The sequence below is a fragment of the Pseudoalteromonas piratica genome, assembly GCF_000788395.1.
GTDB classification, from domain to species: domain Bacteria; phylum Pseudomonadota; class Gammaproteobacteria; order Enterobacterales; family Alteromonadaceae; genus Pseudoalteromonas; species Pseudoalteromonas piratica.
Genome location: NZ_CP009888.1, coordinates 1,107,796 through 1,127,356 on the forward strand (window position 1 = coordinate 1,107,796; position 19,561 = coordinate 1,127,356).

A 19,561-nucleotide genomic window follows, 5' to 3' on the forward strand; every position below is an offset into this window, starting at 1 on the left:
TTGTAAAATATAGGAATTTAAGTTTAGTGTGGAACGAAGCGAGTAAATTACCTCGAAACATAAAGCGATTTTTTATGTTGATACTGGATTCAGTATCATTCTACATTTCTTTCATTTTGTCTCTCTATTATGTAAACGACAGCTTGCTTGTTTTACAGAATTCATCAATCTTTTTCTTTGTATTACTTTGGGCTAGTAGTGCGCTTGTTTTTGTTAAATTAGGCCTCTACCGTGCTGTACTGAGATATGCAAGTACTGAAACAGTTTGGGCTGTTTCTTTAGGATGTGTTTTGTCTGCAGCCATTTATATCTCCCTTGCAACTATCTTGTCATATAATATTGAACATATTTCGGTACTTATTTATTTGGCTTTATGCTTGGCTTTCACGGGGGGGATAAGGGTAATTTCTAGAGCTGTATTTAGCCGTTTGCATTTAACGGTTAAGGAAATTGTTATTGTTTACGGGGCGGGTTCTGCAGGATGCCAATTAGTTAAGTACTTAGAAAATGGAGATGAATATAAAGTTATTGCCTTAGTTGATGACGATTTAAGTAAAATTGGTACTAATGTAGTGGGTGTCAAAGTTTACTCTTCAGATAGTATTGAAAAGCTAATTAAAGACGAGGAGGTTTCTAAAATTCTACTGGCCATGCCGAGTGTTGTAGCAAAGCAGAAAAAGAAAATTTTAGATAAACTTGAATCATTCCCTGTTGAAGTTAAGACAGTCCCTCCTTTAACAGAAATAATAGATAGGAGCCACACTGGGTTTGAATTAAAGGATATTGATGTAGAAGACCTCCTTGGGCGCCAATCTGTTACACCTAACCATGAACTTATGCGGACAAATATCAGCAATAAAGTTGTCATGGTCACAGGCGCTGGTGGGTCAATTGGCTCAGAATTATGCCGTCAGATCTTAAAGCTATCTCCCCAAAAAATAGTGCTGTTTGAATTAACCGAATATGCTTTATATTCGATAGATAAAGAATTAAAAGAGTTGGCTGTTAATAATGCTTTAAGTGTTGAAATTATTCCATTGCTTGGTTCTATTCAGCATAAAAAAAGGTTAGTAACTATTATGCGTACTTTTAGTGTAGATACGGTGTATCATGCAGCAGCCTATAAGCACATGCCACTTGTTGAAAATAATGTCGCAGAAGGCGTACGCAATAATATTTTTGGTACCTTGTTTGCAGCTCAAGCAGCAATTGAAACAAAAGTATCAAATTTTATATTGGTTTCTACAGACAAGGCTGTTAGGCCAACAAACGTTATGGGTGCAAGTAAACGGATGGCAGAATTAACTTTGCAAGCGCTACAAAACGAACAAAGCGAAACCTGTTTTAGTATGGTTAGATTTGGTAATGTTTTGGGTTCCTCTGGTTCTGTAGTCCCGCTGTTTAAACGTCAAATAAAACAGGGAGGGCCAATCACATTGACACACCCTGAGATTACTCGCTTTTTTATGACTATACCTGAAGCTGCACAGCTCGTTATTCAAGCTGGCTCTATGGCTAAGGGCGGAGATGTTTTTGTTTTAGATATGGGACAGCCTGTAAAAATTAAAGACTTAGCAACTAAAATGGTCCATTTGTCAGGAATGGAAGTTCGTGATGATAATAATACTGGGGATAAAACCATTGAAATTGTATGCACAGGTTTAAGGCCAGGTGAAAAATTATATGAAGAATTGCTCATAGGTGAGAATGTTTTAGGCACAGAGCATCAACAAATTATGTCTGCGCTAGAGGTCTTTCTTGATTGGTCCGAGCTAAAGGTATTGATAGACCGCTTAGATGTAGCTACTCATGAATATGATCAACAAGCTATCAGAGATATTTTACTTGAAGCCCCTACCGGCTTCACGCCAACGGATGGTATTTGTGATTTGGTATGGTCAATAAAAAATAAAAAAACTGATTTAACACTCGTATCTTAGGGAAAAGCTGTGACAAAAAATCAAAATGGATTCTTGTTAGCATTAATAGCTATCCTTGTTTTTATAGCTTATTATCCTGCACTTGCCGCGCCATTTTATTTAGATGATTTTGAGTCAATTTCCCAAAACTTAATCATCCAAAATGGTGAATTGATAAGTATTTTAGAAGTATATGGTTTTCGCTTCATTACTTATCTTTCATTTAAGTTAAATTATCTTGTAAGTGGTTTAGAGGTGTTTGGGTTCCATATCACAAACATCTTAACTCACGTTCTTACGAGCATCTCTGTATACTTTTTAATTTATCAAGTTACTCGTTCCATAAATTTTGAATCTAGTGATAAAGGTCTTGTATATTTCAGTTTAATAGTGTCAGCATTATATGCGTTGCATCCTATAAATAGCCAAGCTGTTATTTATATTGTGCAAAGGGCTGCATTATTTGCAGCGCTTTTTTATATCTTAAGCGTTTTGTTTTACTTGCGTTTCAGATTAGCTAACAGTCGAAAGCTCCTTTATCTATCTCTGTTTTTATTGTGTTTTTGCTTGGCGTTATTCTCTAAACAAAACACAGTGACCATTCCATTTGTTTTGGTTGCATGTGAGCTTTTTTTAATAAGAAAAATCAAAACCAAGATATGGTGGCTAATACTTTTTAGTGTTAGTTTGCTTATATTTACATGCTTATTATTTGAACCAAATTTATTAACTTCTCTTGATAAAGCGACAAGAGAAACGCAAGATTTGTCACGTTTGGCATATTTAAAACAGCAATTTGTGATTATCTGGATTTATGTAAGTAAAGCTATAGTGCCATGGCAGTTAAGATTAGAATATCCATACACAATTGACAGCTTCTCTACATTAGTTACGAGTGTTTCAGCATTGGCACACTGCTGTGTGATTTTGTTCGCTTTGTATATTCGTAAAAGACACTCATTCGTTACATTTTTTGTAGCTTTTTTTTACATAAGCATGTCAGTTGAATCATCAATTATTCCTATTCGTGACTTAGCTTTTGAGCACAGGATATATTTGCCTAGTGTTGCCATATATGCTCTATCAGTTTATGCGGTTTACTTGCTCATATTAAGATTCAATCTTTATTATAGGGTTGCACCGCAAACGATCATGTTTTTGAGTTTTATTCTTTTAACATTATTAACTGTGGGAACATTTCAGCGCGCTTCTTTATGGCAAGATAAAGAAGCATTCTATAAAAATGAAATTGCTATGTTTCCTAGTAGTAGTCGTTTATATACTAATTTAGCAACATATTATATTTCCAAAGATAGTAAAGTCTCTGCTGCCGAAATGTATTTAAAAGCATTTGAACTGTCTATTGAAAATGAAGCAATAAGTCCGGAGTTATTAAGTAATGTGATTGCGATTTACATAGATACAAATAACATTCGTGAAGCTGGGCGCATCTATCAGCTTTACCTGCCAAAAATAAAAGACAGGCACACTCGTTCTAATATCTTGCTCAATTTTGGTGTGGCGTTTATGCGATTAGGTAATCCAAGCGAAGCTGAGAAATTTTTAATAGCTTCGATTAACAACAACCCCCAGAATGTAAAGAGTTATGTTGAATTAGGCCGTTCTTATGCGCGAGAAGGACGTTACAAAGATGCGAGGCAATTAGTTAATAAAGCGTTAGCTCTATCGCCATCTGAGGCGGCTGCAATAAGGCTTTCAAATCAATTGAAACCGTATTGAACTTAACAAATTTTGTCATAATTTTCGCTATATTTTTTAGGTTTCAAGAGGACGTTCTGCTCAGATTAACGTATTATTACGGCCTTAAAAGTTTATTAAGGTAAATTAGATGGAATTCAAAACAATATCGGTGGTTGGTTTAGGTTATATTGGTTTACCAACTGCAGCAGTCATTGCTTCGCGTGGTTTAAAAGTGATTGGTTTAGATGTGAGCGAGCATGCTGTTAAAACAATTAACGAAGGTAATGTTCATATTGTAGAACCTGACTTAGATATTGTTGTACGTTCTGTTGTAAATAGCGGTAATTTAAAAGCCACTCTAACTGCTGAAAAAGCCGATGCATTTATGGTGGCAGTACCAACGCCTTTTAAAGATGATTATAAAGCGGATCTTTCTTATATACAGTCGGCGGCAAGAACCATTGCGCCAGTATTAGAAAAGGGTAACTTAGTTATTCTTGAGTCGACGTCACCTGTTGGTGCAACCGAAGAAATGGCCAAATGGCTTGCTGAAGCGCGCCCTGATTTGTCTTTCCCTCAGCAAAACGCTAGTACTTCTGATATTAATATTGCTCATTGCCCTGAGCGTGTTTTACCGGGCCATGTACTTCGCGAGCTCGTTGAGAATGATCGTGTAATTGGTGGTATGTCACCTGCCTGTTCAGAAAAAGCTGTAGCGCTATATAAAACATTCGTTAAAGGTGAGTGTTTAATCACTAATGCTCGGACTGCTGAAATGGCAAAACTAACTGAAAACTCATTCCGTGATGTCAATATTGCATTTGCAAACGAGCTTTCGCTTATTTGTGACAAGTTAGATATCAATGTGTGGGAGTTAATTAAACTTGCTAATCGTCACCCTCGTGTAAATATTTTGAATCCAGGCCCAGGTGTGGGTGGCCACTGTATTGCTGTTGATCCTTGGTTTATTGTCAGCTCTGCGCCAGATGAAGCAAAGCTAATCAAGCAGGCGCGTTTAGTAAACGATGCTAAACCTGAATACGTTTTTAACCAAATTATTAAAGAAGCAGATGAATTTAAACGCCCTGTAGTTGCATGTTTTGGCTTGGCGTTTAAGGCTGATATTGATGATTTACGTGAAAGCCCAGCGCTTGATATTGCCGTTAAGTTAGCAAAACATGAAGGTCTTGAGGTGCTTGTAGTAGAGCCTAATATTGACGCTTTACCTAATGTATTTGAAGGGTCTAATGCAAAGCTTGTTTCAGTAGAGCAAGCTTTTGAAGAGGCAAAGGTAATGGCTATCTTAGTTGATCACTCAGAGTTTAAAAACGTTGATGCTGAGAAATGGGCCACAAAAGTGGTTATTGATAGTCGTGGTATTGTGTAAGAGTTATGATGAAAGTATTAACAGTCTTTGGCACGCGCCCTGAAGCGATAAAAATGGCGCCATTAGTTAAAGCACTTGAAAACGAATCAGAAATTGAAAGCAAAGTGTGTGTAACAGCGCAACACCGTGAAATGCTTGATCAAGTACTTGAGCTATTTAAAATTACACCTGATTATGATTTAAATATCATGAAGCCAGGGCAAGACCTTACTGATATTACGAGTAAGATTTTACTTGGTTTAAAACCTGTTATTGCTGAATTTAAACCAGATTGGGTATTGGTTCATGGTGATACAACAACAACGCTAGCAACATCGTTAGCTGCGTTTTATCAACAAACAAAGGTCGGTCATGTGGAAGCCGGTTTACGCACAGGTAACTTGTATAGCCCTTGGCCTGAAGAGGCAAACCGCACAATTACCGGCATTATTGCAGAAAAACACTTTGCACCAACACAAGGGTCTGCAAATAACTTACTGCGTGAACATGTTAAACCTGAAAATATTGTAGTTACAGGTAACACAGTAATTGATGCATTATTACATATTAAAAATGATGTGCTTACTAATGAGGATATAAAAGCGGAATTTGATACCAAGTTCTCAGCTTTTAACACTAAACCTTATATCTTGATCACGGGTCATCGTCGTGAAAGTTTCGGTGGTGGATTTGAGCGTATTTGCCAAGCAATAGCAACGCTTGCGGATAAATATCCAGAACACAACTTTGTATACCCAGTGCATTTAAATCCGAATGTACAAGAGCCGGTAAATCGTCTACTAGCAGAACATACAAATGTTATGTTAATTGAGCCGCAAGAATATTTACCGTTTGTTTATCTTATGGATAATGCGCATATTATTTTAACTGACTCAGGCGGTATTCAAGAAGAAGCGCCTTCGCTAGGTAAGCCTGTGTTAGTAATGCGGGAAACCACAGAGCGTCCAGAAGCTGTAGAAGCAGGCACGGTTAAGCTTGTTGGCACAGATGTAAATCTAATCGTTGACTCAGTTTCAGAGTTGATTGATTCTGAAAGTGCATACAATGAAATGAGCTTTGCCCATAACCCTTATGGAGATGGTAAAGGCTGTCAACGTATTATAGAGGGACTTATTGGCTAACTTTTTGTCAGAAAGAGGCTGATTTCGCAAATCAGCCTCTTATTAATTTTATAATGCTTTTATAGCTTCTAAAGTTTTACTTACTAATTTTTCAGAATCTAATTGACAGTCTGTTTCTACATAACAACGTAATTCAGGGGCATTACCAGATGGCCTTAAATGAATAATTGAATTATCAGCAAATGTCATTCGAAAACCGTCAGTTTGATTTATATCTACAAGCTCACCGACTATGTCCAATTGGTTTAACCATTTTGATGGAGAGTCGCTAATATTTTGGATAAGCTTTAAACTTTGCTCTCTTTCAATGCCTTTAATACGATCACTGGCAGTGAAACGTTTTGGTAAACCTTCAACTTGCTTTGATATACTATTGCTCTTTAATTCGCTCAAAACGATCAATGCAGGTAGAATCGCGTCCCGAGTTGCCAGAGGAAGAATTGTATTTCCGTTAAACTTAATCTTGCTCGCGAGTAAATATCCGCCATTGGCTTCAAAACCTGCTACGGAAGAAAACTCTTTTTCAAGACTGTCAAATTGCTCAATTACATACGGTGAGCCAATTTTGGTTCGCTCTACACGTTTAAATAGCGCACTCTTTTCGATGCCTGTATTACAACTTACAGGTGTCGAAATCGCTTCGATTCCTAATATCTTTGAGCAAAGAAGGCCTAAAATATCACCGCGTAACCATTCTCCATTTTCATCTGATAGTAATGGGCGATCACCATCACCGTCAGTGGAGAAAAGAGCGTCAAGATTAAAGTCATTAACCCATGCTTTAGCTCTTTGTTTATCTTCATTAGAGACCGCTTCTGTATCAATAGGAACGAATTCATCACTTCGCCCTAATGAAATAACCTCAGCTCCTAAAGCTTCGAAAATTAAACGATATAAGTCTCGACCGGCACTTGAATGTTCGTAAATACCAATTCGCTTACCTGTCAATACGTCACCTTCAAATGCTGCTGTATTTCTCAGAATATAAGCCTTTTTTGCACTCGTTAGAACTTTCAGATCCGGTAGTGATTTAATCGGTAGTATAGGTGTATTTATTGCCAATATTCCGGTTTCATCAGCTTTTGTAATTTCGCCTTCAGGTCGATAAAACTTTAAACCATTACGATCAAATGGAATATGACTACCTGTAACCATGATAGATGGCATATCATTTTGCATCGCATAATAAGCTAAAGCAGGTGTAGGAATTACGCCATAAAATTGCGTTTCAATATTGAGTTGTTTAAGCCCTTCGCTAATAGCTTGTGCCATTTGATAACTACTAGGGCGGTTATCAATGGCTAAAGCCATTTTTTTTACGGTTTTTTCTTGTTGCATAACGAGAGCAAATGATATCGCAAATGCTGCACAAACCTCGGGTGTAAAGTTTGTTACTAAACCGCGGGCGCCAGATGTACCAAAGCTAATTTGACTAGCTTGAATTATGTTTTTAGTAAATAGAGTATCCAATCTTTTTCCTTTATATGCTCTTTTTCACATTAAATTGTTTAGCCCGATAATAGAAAGTACATAAAATACTTTGTATTTCTATATTATGCATCAATTTATAATTGGTTTTAGGTGAATCATTTATTGAAATCATTATTGACAGCTTTTATGGCAGCATTTTTAATTAATATTTTGTATTGTAGGTATTTTTTTTGATAATTGATTATGTTGTGAGAGTGTAAACTTAAAAACTCACTACCTTTGCAATCTAAGTAAATTTTGTTTTTAGACCTTTACTCGTGTTCGATTAATACTTGGTGTTGTTAAAAGTCCTATTACATAGTTCTAACATGTTGTATTAACTAAAAATCGTCGGCTTATATTTAACTTTTGTGAGTGTTTATATATAATGTCGTGTTTTATTAGCGAAAAGTGTAGTTTTAGGACGGGTTATTCAGATGCTCAAAAAAGGAATTTATTCATTTCTACTTTGTTTAACAATTGCTTTCCAGGTCAGTTCACAAGAACAAAGCATCCATGAATATTTTAATGTTGTTCAAGGTAGTCAAGAAAGCGTATCAAGTTATTCTCTACCTAACGATGATGGTAATTTTGTTGCCTTTACTACTGGAAAATACGATTCTGAGTTAGGTAAATATAAACCTTCTTTGTTTTTGCGAGATCGACGAGCAGCAAGTTTTCAAGAACTCACTTTACCAAATGAGGCAACAGGTTCATTATTTGGACTGAATTTATCTCCAAATAATGAAAAGCTATTTTTTATTGCTGATGATGATTTTGTTTTAGATGATACCAACAATAAAAATGATATTTTTAGTTATGACATTACGAACCAAGCTTTAAACCGAGTAATAGGTTTTGATGGTGAACAGTTAGACTTAGGCATTGAAAATGTTTGGGTATTAAAAAGGGGGGGCTTTTATTTTTCTTCAAACGCAACGAATATTTTAGAGGAAAATCAGTCTACAACTTTAGCGCTTTATTTTTACAATACTGCAACTGATAACATTGAATTAGTTTTAGCAGATTTCTCTCAGCTAACTATTCATGATTTATCCGATAATGGTGAGTATTTATTGTTAAGTGGCAATTCAGCTGAGCCGCTCATTGAAGATAGCTACCTCTACCATTACACCGTATCCTCCGAAAATATTATCAGGCTTGAACATTTCCCCGGACAATCTAACGTTTTAAAGTATAGATTGTCAGGAGATGGAAGTAAGGTTATCTCCTTCCAGTCAAACTCGGAATTTATTTATTTAAAGGACATATATGAAGCTGGTTTTGATGTTATTCCGAGTTTATCTGGGATTGAAGAGATTAGGGATGTAAATTTCAGTGGAACGGCTGTAATTTATCAAACAGATTATACTTATGGAAATGCCCCTTACGGGTATAGTAAGCAGCTCCATTATTTTGATTTAGTCACGCGAGAAGAGTTGTCTCTAAACGGTAATACTACATGGTCAGCTGTGAATAATCGCATGGCCCTTTTTTATTCAGATAGTGTTGTTTTTCAAGGTCCAAATAGGTCTTACTCGACAGGATATTCGCTGTTAGAGCGAACTAATTTAACTGAAATGAGAAAAACGACGGTTTTAGATGTCACGCAACCATTGGTTTCGATTAGCAAAGTTGGAGCGATAGAGCTTGAATTTGACACTCATAACTCTCAACATACAGCAATTTTTGTAAAAAAAGAATCAGAACAAGAATCTCGACTTATCACTAGGGTTCGTCCATCTGAAAGCAAATATACTTTTAAACCCAAATCGGACGATAACTATGAAATAACGGTAAAGCAATGTAATCGTTATTTTATTTGTAACTCTGGCCAGGTAACTGTAAATAAAGCCATTTTGCCAACAAGCAATATCACGAGTATTGATTATATTGGCAGTAATGAATTTCAATGGCATCCCATTGATGGTGTAACTGAATATAAAATCCAAAGTATTGATTATGATGGTAATGTTCTAAATTCTGTATCTGGGGTTAATTCAACTAATTACTATGTTAGAAATAATAATAATTATGTATACATGAGGGTGCAACCATGTGCATTTAACTTGTGTGTTGAATATTCTGATTGGCTTGAAATTGATGTAACGAAACAACTTAACCAACTAAATGTAAAATACGATTATACGCGGGATGCAATAGATGTTTCTTGGTTAAGTGTTAAAGACGCAGCCTATTACCATATAATTCACAAGGGGCAGCTTTTAGCTACAACAACATCAACAGAGTTTGCTTGGAAAAACTTTGCTAAATATCCAAACACTTCCAGTGATATAAAGGTGCTAACCGTTAAAGCCTTCAATGAGCTTGGCGAAGAAGTTGAAACATACTCTGGGTCTTTGGTGCTTTCTTCTTATGGCGAGACGAATGCCAATTTGCATATTGTTCAAAGTGGAAAAAGTGCTGTTATTAGTGCTCGATATGTCAATTCAGGCACAGAAGCACGAATTTTTAAGCGTTTTGCGCCATTTTCTGAAAAACAACTAATCCACTCTTTTACAAATGATGGAAATAATGAGTTTCATGTTTTCAAAGATGTTTTACATCATGAAGTCTCAACTGTTTACTACAGTTTAGAGGTTTGTAATCAAGCGAGTTGTGACGAATCTGAGGTTGCTTTTAATGTTGATACATCGCGTTTTGGGGTTGATTTCAACTTTAATGTTGAGCTTATTGAAGCGTCGTCACAAGCAAAACTTACATGGGATTTATCAGAGTATGATTTTAGTGAAGTAGAAATATTTGTTAACGGTAGCAAAAAGAGAGCATTAAAAAGTACTGAAAATGCTTACATTGTGCCAGTAAATATGGGAACTGAAACGCAATTTCAGTTGCGTGCTAAGCAGGGTGGACATTATGTTGAAAGTGTTGTCATTACTAAAGTCATGCGCCTTAATTCTGAAACCATGTTACCACCCTCCGATGTACCAATTTTAGAGGCTGATAATGACTATTATTTTAATAAAATAGATTTTAGAGCGCTCGATATTTCTAATGTTCAGTCTAAAAGTTTAAAAGTTTTTACAGAGAATGAGCATGGTGACTTCGTCTTATTTAAAACAATAAATCGTTCAATATATGCAACAAGCTCAGAGCTTAATTTTTCTATTGATTGGTTAAGAGAGGGGGCTCAAATAAATGTTCGCGCACAGTGGTGTAATTATATTGGCTGTGGTCCATTAAGTGACGTAGTAACAGGTAGCACTTCTTCATCAGATGTAATACCAAATAAACCATCAATCAGTAGTATATCTCCTAGTCAGAATGACAAAGATGTTCGATTAACTGTTAATGTGCAGTCTGTTACAGGTGCTGCTTATTATGAAATAGGTGAACGTTCTAGTGTTGTTGGCACTACATATTCACGTGGAAAGCAAGCACTCCCTAACTTTGAAATAAACCAAGAGTATAACCGTTCGGTTTATTATGTTGTTCGTGCTTGCACAGCTAAAGGGTGCTCTGAATGGGGGGAGCCACAGCTTTTTTACTCGGGCAAAATACCAGATGGCTCAAAATTTAATCTAGGTGTGATTAGTGGCCTATGGTACAACGATTATAGTGACGCAATTACTCTTCAGATAAGCAGGCCAAATAATACTTTCACATATAAACTGCTGGTATCTACATCAGCCGATGGGTTAAAGCAGCGTGTTGCCGAAGAAGGTAATGGAACTTTCCTTTTTGCTAATCCTATTCGCGGCCAGAAATATTATTTTTGGGTAGAAAGTTGTTCATCAAACAATGTTTGTGAGGTCTTTTCCTCGCCAAGGTATTTTTATCTTGAAGCTTACCCTAATGAGTTACCACCTCCTGAAATGTTTGCTTCAAATAACGAAATTCAGGTGGTTAAACTAAAGCCAACTAGAAATATCGACTGGTTAGAATATCGTGTCTCTTACACCTCTCCAGAGGATGGAAGCTTGGTAGAAAGAGTATTGCATAATTATAGCCACTCTATACATTTATCACTGAAACCAAGCTATCAAAACACCACAGTTAAATTTGATGTAAAACAATGTATCGATAGTACAGCAATTTGCTCTGAGGTGAGTTCGGTCGAAGGGGTAGGTCTGTCAGCTTACACAGATAGGATTGAAGATGTGGCTAGTGCAGCCCCTTCTAATGTTAATGCTAAGTATGACAGCTATGCTGGTAAAAATAATGCATTTTCATTTAAAAATTTGAGAGTTAACCAAAAGTTTTACACTGGTAAAGGGGTTGAAATAGGTTTTAATTTATATATTCCAATCTCTGCTATTTCTTCTCTAGGATGTAATGATATATTTGCGATTAATAGTGATATGCCAAATTTCACAACTTTGTCATCGGCGACATTATTTAAAATTGCATATGTATCTCCACCAACAGATTACTCAAATAATTGTGGCTCTTTGTCTGGAGATAGTTATTTAGTTGATTCATTTAATCTGAATATTTTGAATAAAACGATTATACCAATTACTAGTTTGCGTCATGAGACATGGCATAAGGTAAAAATCACTCATTTTGAAAATGGTCAATTTAGTCTTTTTGTTGATGATGAGTTGGTTTATCAAGGTGTTGTTGATGCTGAATTAGACAAATATTTTAAATATTTTAAATTTGGATCAGATGATAATGGTCGAGTGCTGTTTAATGATTTTTCTATTAAGGCTAGAGAGCCATTATCCGCTTCACATATTAGACCTACATACTCGCAAGAAAAAATGTATGCTTATCAAGATAATAAGGTTGATTTTCGTCTAAATTTAAGAAGAGATGATTTTGATTTAGTAAGAATTAAAGCTTTCTCTCAGGTTAAGCAAGAAGTAGTTTTCGAAAAAAGTCTTGCTAAATCTGAGCTGAAATCTGAATCAATTGGCTATTCAACGTTGATTTCAAATGACCATTTGGGTGCATTTAGGATACTTGTAAATTATTGTTCTGCTAATGGGCTCTGTACTGATTCAGATGTTAAAGAAAGATCCCTACATTACTCGCTTAGTAGTCCTTCAATTACTTCAATTCAAGCGTTAGAAGCGACAGGAAAAATTGGATTATTTTGGAATGCAGTAACAGACGCTACACATTACAAGGTTTTTATTGCGCCACCCAATGGAGGAAATGGAGTCCTAGCTGCAACAACAAGTGGTCTCAACATTCAACTTTCAAATATAACAAATACAGTGTCAGTGTATTTAAAAGCATGTGATGAGTATATATGTAGTAATTGGTCTCAGCGTGTCCAAATAACGCCAAATCTAGACTCGGATGGGGATGGATTATCAGATTTTCTTGAGAGAAGCTTAGGTACTAGTATTTATAACCCGGATTCAGATGGTGATGGCTTGCTTGATGGAATTGAGCATTTAGAGCTTGGAACAAATCCAACAAAGTCTGATTCGGATGATGATGGTGTTCCGGATGGTCATGATAGCTATCCCCTTACGAATAGTGATACCGACAGAGATGGCTGGTCTGATGATTTAGAACAATATCTTGGTTTAAACAAAAGTAACCACTCAGATACTTGGACTGACTCAGATAATGATGGACGCCCATTGGTACTGGAATTGTTGGAGTCTAAAGACAGAGAAATAAAAGATAATGATATTATAAATGTAGAGCGAGACTTAGTGTTGCAGGCTTATGTAGACACGATGTCCAAACGTTATTTTTCCACTGCTTATTTAAAGGATTTAGGCGCGGGCAGTACTGAGATTGACCTCAAGGTAGCAGATGTTAATGGTGGCAATGCAACAGCGGCTCAGCTTTATCATGATTTATTGCTCGATTCTAATTCAGATTTTGCACTAATGGGTTTTATAGGTCGTACTTATAAAGCTGTATTGGGTAGACAGGCAGATTTTACAGGGGTTGTGTTTTATCGTGAACGCTTAAGTACAAGCCGTATAAGTCAACTACAAATGGTTGAGGGGTTTGTTAACTCAACGGAGTTCACAAATCGATATGGTAATGATTTAAGCAGTGAGGCATTTGTGACCTTGGTTTATCAAAATGTGCTTGGTAGAGCACCAGATGCAAATGGGTTAAGTTATTGGTCGGGACGCCTGGATGCAGACACGATAAGCCGTGCACAATTGATGTTAAACTTTATAAACTCAGCAGAATATAGCACGAATGCGGCGACGGAAAAGGACTCAGAGCAACGTGTCAGAGTACTCAGCTTAATTTTGAATAAACGTGCATTAACAGACAGTGAAGCGACAACCTATACCACTTGGTATAAAAATGATGCAAACGGTTTAATGTCGTATGTTAAAACTCTGTTAGGTAATAGTGCGTACTACTTACGCCATCAAAATAGTATCGATATGAAAGTTGATACTGACGGTGATGAAATTCCTGATATTGTGGAATTTGTTGAAGGCAGTGATAGTGAGGTTTCGAACAATAACCCAGTGAATAATGACAGTGAGTTTGTAAGGCAAGCTTACCGCGATTTATCATCAGAGTATTGGTCGGTAGATGGCTTAGTAACGAAGGCAAGTGCAGTAGGCAGCGCAGCAAGTCGAGGTGATTGGGTTGTAGCAGAAGCGTTACTTTCATCAGATGAATTTATAAATATAAAACAGCCAGTAGTACGTTTGTATTTTTCAGTCTTCTTACGAAATCCGGATTTTAATGGCTTAAGTTATTGGCAGGGAAGATATGATGCAGGCACAAGCTTAAGTACGATAGCGAATGCATTTGCAGGCAGTGGTGAGTTTGCAACGCGTTACGGGAGCTTGAATAACGAAGACTTTGTTGAGCAAGTTTACTTGAATATACTTGGCCGCTCTGCTGATGCCGGTGGTAAGGCTTATTGGGTAGGGCGGTTAGATTCAGGGACATCGAGAGGCCTTATGATATCTGGTTTTAGTGAATCGTCTGAAGGTAAAGCGCGGATCGCGTCGAAGGTTGAAACGGTGGTGTTGTATCATTATCTACTTGAGCGAACGATTACAGCGCAAGAATTAACTGATGGTGCAGCGTTATTAGAGAGTAATAATGAGGCTAGTTTGCTCAATACACTATTTAATTCAGTGGAATACAGTAATCGTTTTTAGAAATAAAAAAGATTGAAACCCACTTATCTGTGGGTTTCAACTGTTGCCTAACAGGAGTATTATAAAGTGCTGATTAAAAGTTAATTAGTTATGACGGATAATAAAGTGATACGGATATCGATAGCGATTTTTTTGCTCGTTATCTCTTTACCTTCCTCTGCGCAATGGTATGCAGAAAAGCTCGTTACAAAAACTGACTATGAATATAATAATGAGTCCTCAAAAGGTGGGGCAATATCTGATGATGGCCGCTATAACGTTTTTGTGTCATGTGCCCAAACGCTTATTCATAAGCCAAACCAATCAAGGTATGACCGTACCTGCGAACTATATTTAAGAGATGTCCATTTAAAGCATACACAGTCAATTGCACAAGTTGGCTCAGATTTTTTTCATGAGGATGATGTAATCCCTCAAATATCGCCTAATGGTCGCTATATCGTGTTTGTTTCAAAGCTTGATAATCTTGTACCGGGTGATTCAAATGGTTTTGCTGATGTGTTTCTGTACGACAGAGAGAAAGACGTTATAGAAATAGTATCACTATCTTCAGATGGCAGTGGTGGTAATGCTGGCTCCTTTGCACCATCAATCTCAGATGATGGTAACTTAATTTCGTTTATATCAAATGCGACAAATTTAGATCCCTCAGTCGATGAGTCCTACCAAAATAAAAACATTCCAGCTCGCAATGTATTTTTAAGAAACCGAACAGACACTACCACAGAGATGGTGAGTAAAAACAGCGAAAATATACCTGGTAAATTCATCAATTTAAACAGTGAAACCGAAGACTGGGATTCTATTTATGCCCACATGTTAAGTGGTAATGGGCAGTACATAGTATATGAGTCAAACGCAAATAATTATTTCTTGAATGATACAGAACATTATTCTGATATTTTTCGCTACAGTGTAAAAGACAAAACGCACGAATTAATCAGTATTGACAGTTTTGAAAATAGACAACCTGGTCATAGCTATAACCCGAGCATTTCAAGAACAGGAGACAAAATAGCATTTCAAAGTACCGCAAAACTTGATAGCAGGGTCACAACAAACGATAAAACAACGGTTTATCTGCGAGATACAAACGTTGGAACCACGCAAACTGTGGGGCTAACAAGTAGAAATACACTTGAACTCCAATACGGTGGTGAAAGTTATTTGCCAATAGTATCGGATGATGGAAATAAAGTGTATTTCCACTCAAACTATATTTATATGACTCAAGACACACCGTACGAAACATTAGCGAGTATCTATGTTCGTGACTTGATAAATGGCACAACAAAGTTAGTTAGTTCGTCAGAACAGGTTAAGGCTTATGCTTATTTAGCGGGGGTGTCAGGTGATGGTCGTTTTTTGTCGATAAAAACCAATGGCATGCATTATGGCGAGAAGGATAATGACTTTTCGTTTGATATTTATCTAAAGGATACACTCAATCCGGGTTATGAACGTGTAAGTCAGCCATTTAGTAAAGTCTTGCTAGCGGATACAAACACCCTTGCTTTTTCCGACAATGGGCGTTTTTCTCTTGTTGAAAATCGTGCGAGAAATTTAAGAAACACCCGAATAAACAATAAGCAAGCTCCCTACATTCAGCTTGCTGTTTATGATAAAGACACTGACACTTTGACGGCTTTGCCTATTGAGCGCGGGAACTCATCGGTATTGACTAATTTAGATATTTCAAATGATGGTAATTTGATTGTATTTGAAAATGCAAACGAGAGAAAAATTCAGCTTTACAACCGCTTATTGAAAACTACTCAAACACTAACTAATTATTATTCAGGTTCATTGCAATTAAATTATCAAAACAATCCAGATATTACACCTGATGGCAAATACATTGTTTTTGCTGCGTCTAGTCAAGCTTGTACCGACTGCGATATGCCAGCTGAGGGCGGTCAGATATTGCTATATGATGTGCACAATCAATCGATAAAAATTATTACGCCGGCCGAAAACGCAGACAATAGTATTGGTGGTTCAGGTACCCCTAGAATCAGTGCTGATGGCAAATTTGTGGTGTTTGCATCAAATGATGCGGCTTTGATTGACGGAAATAGCGCCATTGGCACCAACCTCTTCGTCTATGATGTAACGAATGAGCAGTTAGCGCTAATAACTAAAAATTCACAAGGACAATTCCTTTCGGATGTAAATGATCATGCCTATCTGCCCAGTATTACAGCCGATGGCAGTCTGATTACATTTGAAACACGCAATAATGCCACATTATTGTTAACCGATAATAATGAGAGTGGTAATGAAGCTATCTTACTTTACACCAAAGGTGCATCAGGTACTAAGTTTTCATTAATTAGCAAAAGTCAAAGTAACCAACGATACCACAGAGCAAATAGAGCATCTATCTCTGCGGATGGTTCTCAAGTTGTTTTTGTAGCACAACGCTCTGATGCACCCGAAGATAGATTCAAGTATGCCATTATTTCAAGAGATTTGGCACTAGTAGAAAATAGTAGTGTTATTGAGTTCAACTCTAATTGGGCGTTTACTAAGCCTAGGTTGCTAGCCCCTAAAATATCATATTCGGGTGAGCATATTCTGTTTGTTAGTCAAGAAAGTTTAACAGCAGAGTCAACGCTCGATTATGGTCAAGCATACTTGTTTAGCCGTGATGTTGACACTGATGGTGACGGTATCTTCAACAGGTATGATTTAGATGATGATAATGATGGTATGCCCGATGAATTTGAACTTTTACATGGTTTAAACCCGCTTGTTAATGATGCCGATATTGATACCGACAATGATGGCTTAACCAATGTATTAGAGTATCAATTAGGCAGTAATCCGCAATCATCTGATAGCGATGGTGATGGTATGCCCGATGGATGGGAATACGAAAATAACTTTGCACTTCTCGTTTCAAATGCAAGCAATGATGTTGATAACGATGGGTTAACGAATTACCAAGAATATATTTTGGGCACTTTAGCGCGAAGTTCAGATACCGACAACGATGGCATAATTGATGGCCAAGACAACGACCCATTAGTAGCAGCGGATAGCGATGGTGATGGTTGGGACAATGCAGTAGAGAGAAGCAATATTGCGCTTGATGAGACAAATCCAAATGATGCTTGGATAGATTCAGATAATGATGGACGCCCATTGGTACTGGAATTGTTGGAGTCTAAAGACAGAGAAATAAAAGATAATGATATTATAAATGTAGAGCGAGACTTAGTGTTGCAGGCTTATGTAGACACGATGTCCAAACGTTATTTTTCCACTGCTTATTTAAAGGATTTAGGCGCGGGCAGTACTGAGATTGACCTCAAGGTAGCAGATGTTAATGGTGGCAATGCAACAGCGGCTCAGCTTTATCATGATTTATTGCTCGATTCTAATTCAGATTTTGCACTAATGGGTTTTATAGGTCGTACTTATAAAGCTGTATTGGGTAGACAGGCAGATTTTACAGGGGTTGTGTTTTATCGTGAACGCTTAAGTACAAGCCGTATAAGTCAACTACAAATGGTTGAGGGGTTTGTTAACTCAACGGAGTTCACAAATCGATATGGTAATGATTTAAGCAGTGAGGCATTTGTGACCTTGGTTTATCAAAATGTGCTTGGTAGAGCACCAGATGCAAATGGGTTAAGTTATTGGTCGGGACGCCTGGATGCAGACACGATAAGCCGTGCACAATTGATGTTAAACTTTATAAACTCAGCAGAATATAGCACGAATGCGGCGACGGAAAAGGACTCAGAGCAACGTGTCAGAGTACTCAGCTTAATTTTGAATAAACGTGCATTAACAGACAGTGAAGCGACAACCTATACCACTTGGTATAAAAATGATGCAAACGGTTTAATGTCGTATGTTAAAACTCTGTTAGGTAATAGTGCGTACTACTTACGCCATCAAAATAGTATCGATATGAAAGTTGATACTGACGGTGATGAAATTCCTGATATTGTGGAATTTGTTGAAGGCAGTGATAGTGAGGTTTCGAACAATAACCCAGTGAATAATGACAGTGAGTTTGTAAGGCAAGCTTACCGCGATTTATCATCAGAGTATTGGTCGGTAGATGGCTTAGTAACGAAGGCAAGTGCAGTAGGCAGCGCAGCAAGTCGAGGTGATTGGGTTGTAGCAGAAGCGTTACTTTCATCAGATGAATTTATAAATATAAAACAGCCAGTAGTACGTTTGTATTTTTCAGTCTTCTTACGAAATCCGGATTTTAATGGCTTAAGTTATTGGCAGGGAAGATATGATGCAGGCACAAGCTTAAGTACGATAGCGAATGCATTTGCAGGCAGTGGTGAGTTTGCAACGCGTTACGGGAGCTTGAATAACGAAGACTTTGTTGAGCAAGTTTACTTGAATGTACTTGGCCGCTCTGCTGATGCTGGTGGTAAGGCGTTTTGGGTAGGGAAGTTAGATTCAGGGACATCGAGAGGTGTTATGTTGTCGGGTTTTAGTGAATCGTCTGAAGGTAAAGCGCGGATCGCGTCGAAGGTTGAAACGGTGGTGTTGTATCATTATCTACTTGAGCGAACGATTACAGCGCAAGAATTAACTGATGGTGCCGCGTTATTAGAGAGTAATAATGAGGCGACATTATTGAATACGCTCTTGAACTCAAGCGATTATAGTAACAGGTTCTAATAACCTATTAGTACATGCGATATAGCCGACTAATTGATTAAGTTAGTCGGCTCTTTATACATAAATCGATAACACAACATTTAGTACAAAACTTCTGAACATCGTCGCCACGATTCAAACAATGTTAGATGCAAGTATAAAGTGGTCAATTGTGGGCATAAAGTCACTCATTTCTAATTCTCTTATATGCGATTTATGACATTTACTAGATACATCGCATAGTAAAATTATAAGTTA

7 protein-coding genes are annotated in these 19,561 nt (G+C 37.2%); 6 read left to right on the top strand and 1 reads right to left on the bottom strand.

Annotated features, from left to right (window positions below):
- The first annotated feature begins 74 nt into the window (after nucleotides 1-74).
- From OM33_RS05075 to wecB, 4 genes are all read left to right on the top strand, one after another.
- Nucleotides 75-1,940 carry a polysaccharide biosynthesis protein gene (locus tag OM33_RS05075; RefSeq protein WP_052140899.1) on the top strand — a complete coding sequence of 622 codons (1,866 nt, stop codon included), beginning with the start codon at nucleotides 75-77 and terminating at the stop codon, nucleotides 1,938-1,940.
- A gap of 9 nt (nucleotides 1,941-1,949) precedes the next feature.
- Nucleotides 1,950-3,659 (top strand): tetratricopeptide repeat protein, encoded by a 1,710-nt coding sequence (locus OM33_RS05080; protein WP_038639558.1) that lies wholly within the window; start codon nucleotides 1,950-1,952, stop codon nucleotides 3,657-3,659.
- Between the two features lie 109 nt (nucleotides 3,660-3,768).
- Nucleotides 3,769-5,007: a UDP-N-acetyl-D-mannosamine dehydrogenase gene (gene wecC / locus OM33_RS05085; RefSeq protein WP_038639561.1), complete on the top strand. Its 1,239-nt coding sequence runs from the start codon at nucleotides 3,769-3,771 to the stop codon at nucleotides 5,005-5,007.
- 8 nt (nucleotides 5,008-5,015) lie between these two features.
- The gene (wecB, locus tag OM33_RS05090) at nucleotides 5,016-6,128 is read left to right on the top strand and encodes a non-hydrolyzing UDP-N-acetylglucosamine 2-epimerase (protein WP_038639563.1); all 1,113 of its coding nucleotides are present in this window, start codon (nucleotides 5,016-5,018) and stop codon (nucleotides 6,126-6,128) included.
- A 48-nt stretch (nucleotides 6,129-6,176) separates the two neighbouring features.
- On the opposite strand, the gene OM33_RS05095 is transcribed toward wecB, so the two are convergent.
- Nucleotides 6,177-7,598 (bottom strand): phosphomannomutase, encoded by a 1,422-nt coding sequence (locus OM33_RS05095; RefSeq protein ID WP_038639566.1) that lies wholly within the window; start codon nucleotides 7,596-7,598, stop codon nucleotides 6,177-6,179.
- A gap of 437 nt (nucleotides 7,599-8,035) precedes the next feature.
- Between OM33_RS05095 and OM33_RS05100 the strand changes: the two genes are divergently transcribed.
- Nucleotides 8,036-14,668 carry a DUF4214 domain-containing protein gene (locus OM33_RS05100; RefSeq protein WP_038639569.1) on the top strand — a complete coding sequence of 2,211 codons (6,633 nt, stop codon included), beginning with the start codon at nucleotides 8,036-8,038 and terminating at the stop codon, nucleotides 14,666-14,668.
- 90 nt (nucleotides 14,669-14,758) lie between these two features.
- The gene (locus OM33_RS21975; RefSeq protein ID WP_081991010.1) at nucleotides 14,759-19,324 is read left to right on the top strand and encodes a DUF4214 domain-containing protein; all 4,566 of its coding nucleotides are present in this window, start codon (nucleotides 14,759-14,761) and stop codon (nucleotides 19,322-19,324) included.
- Nucleotides 19,325-19,561 lie beyond the last annotated feature (237 nt).

Bases quoted from the DNA above. Each gene is read 5' to 3' on its own strand.
- OM33_RS05100 (WP_038639569.1), top strand. From the start codon at position 8,036: ATGCTCAAAAAAGGAATTTATTCATTTCTACTTTGTTTAACAATTGCT.
- OM33_RS05075 (WP_052140899.1), top strand. From the start codon at position 75: ATGTTGATACTGGATTCAGTATCATTCTACATTTCTTTCATTTTGTCT.
- wecC (WP_038639561.1), top strand. From the start codon at position 3,769: ATGGAATTCAAAACAATATCGGTGGTTGGTTTAGGTTATATTGGTTTA.
- wecB (WP_038639563.1), top strand. From the start codon at position 5,016: ATGAAAGTATTAACAGTCTTTGGCACGCGCCCTGAAGCGATAAAAATG.
- OM33_RS21975 (WP_081991010.1), top strand. From the start codon at position 14,759: ATGACGGATAATAAAGTGATACGGATATCGATAGCGATTTTTTTGCTC.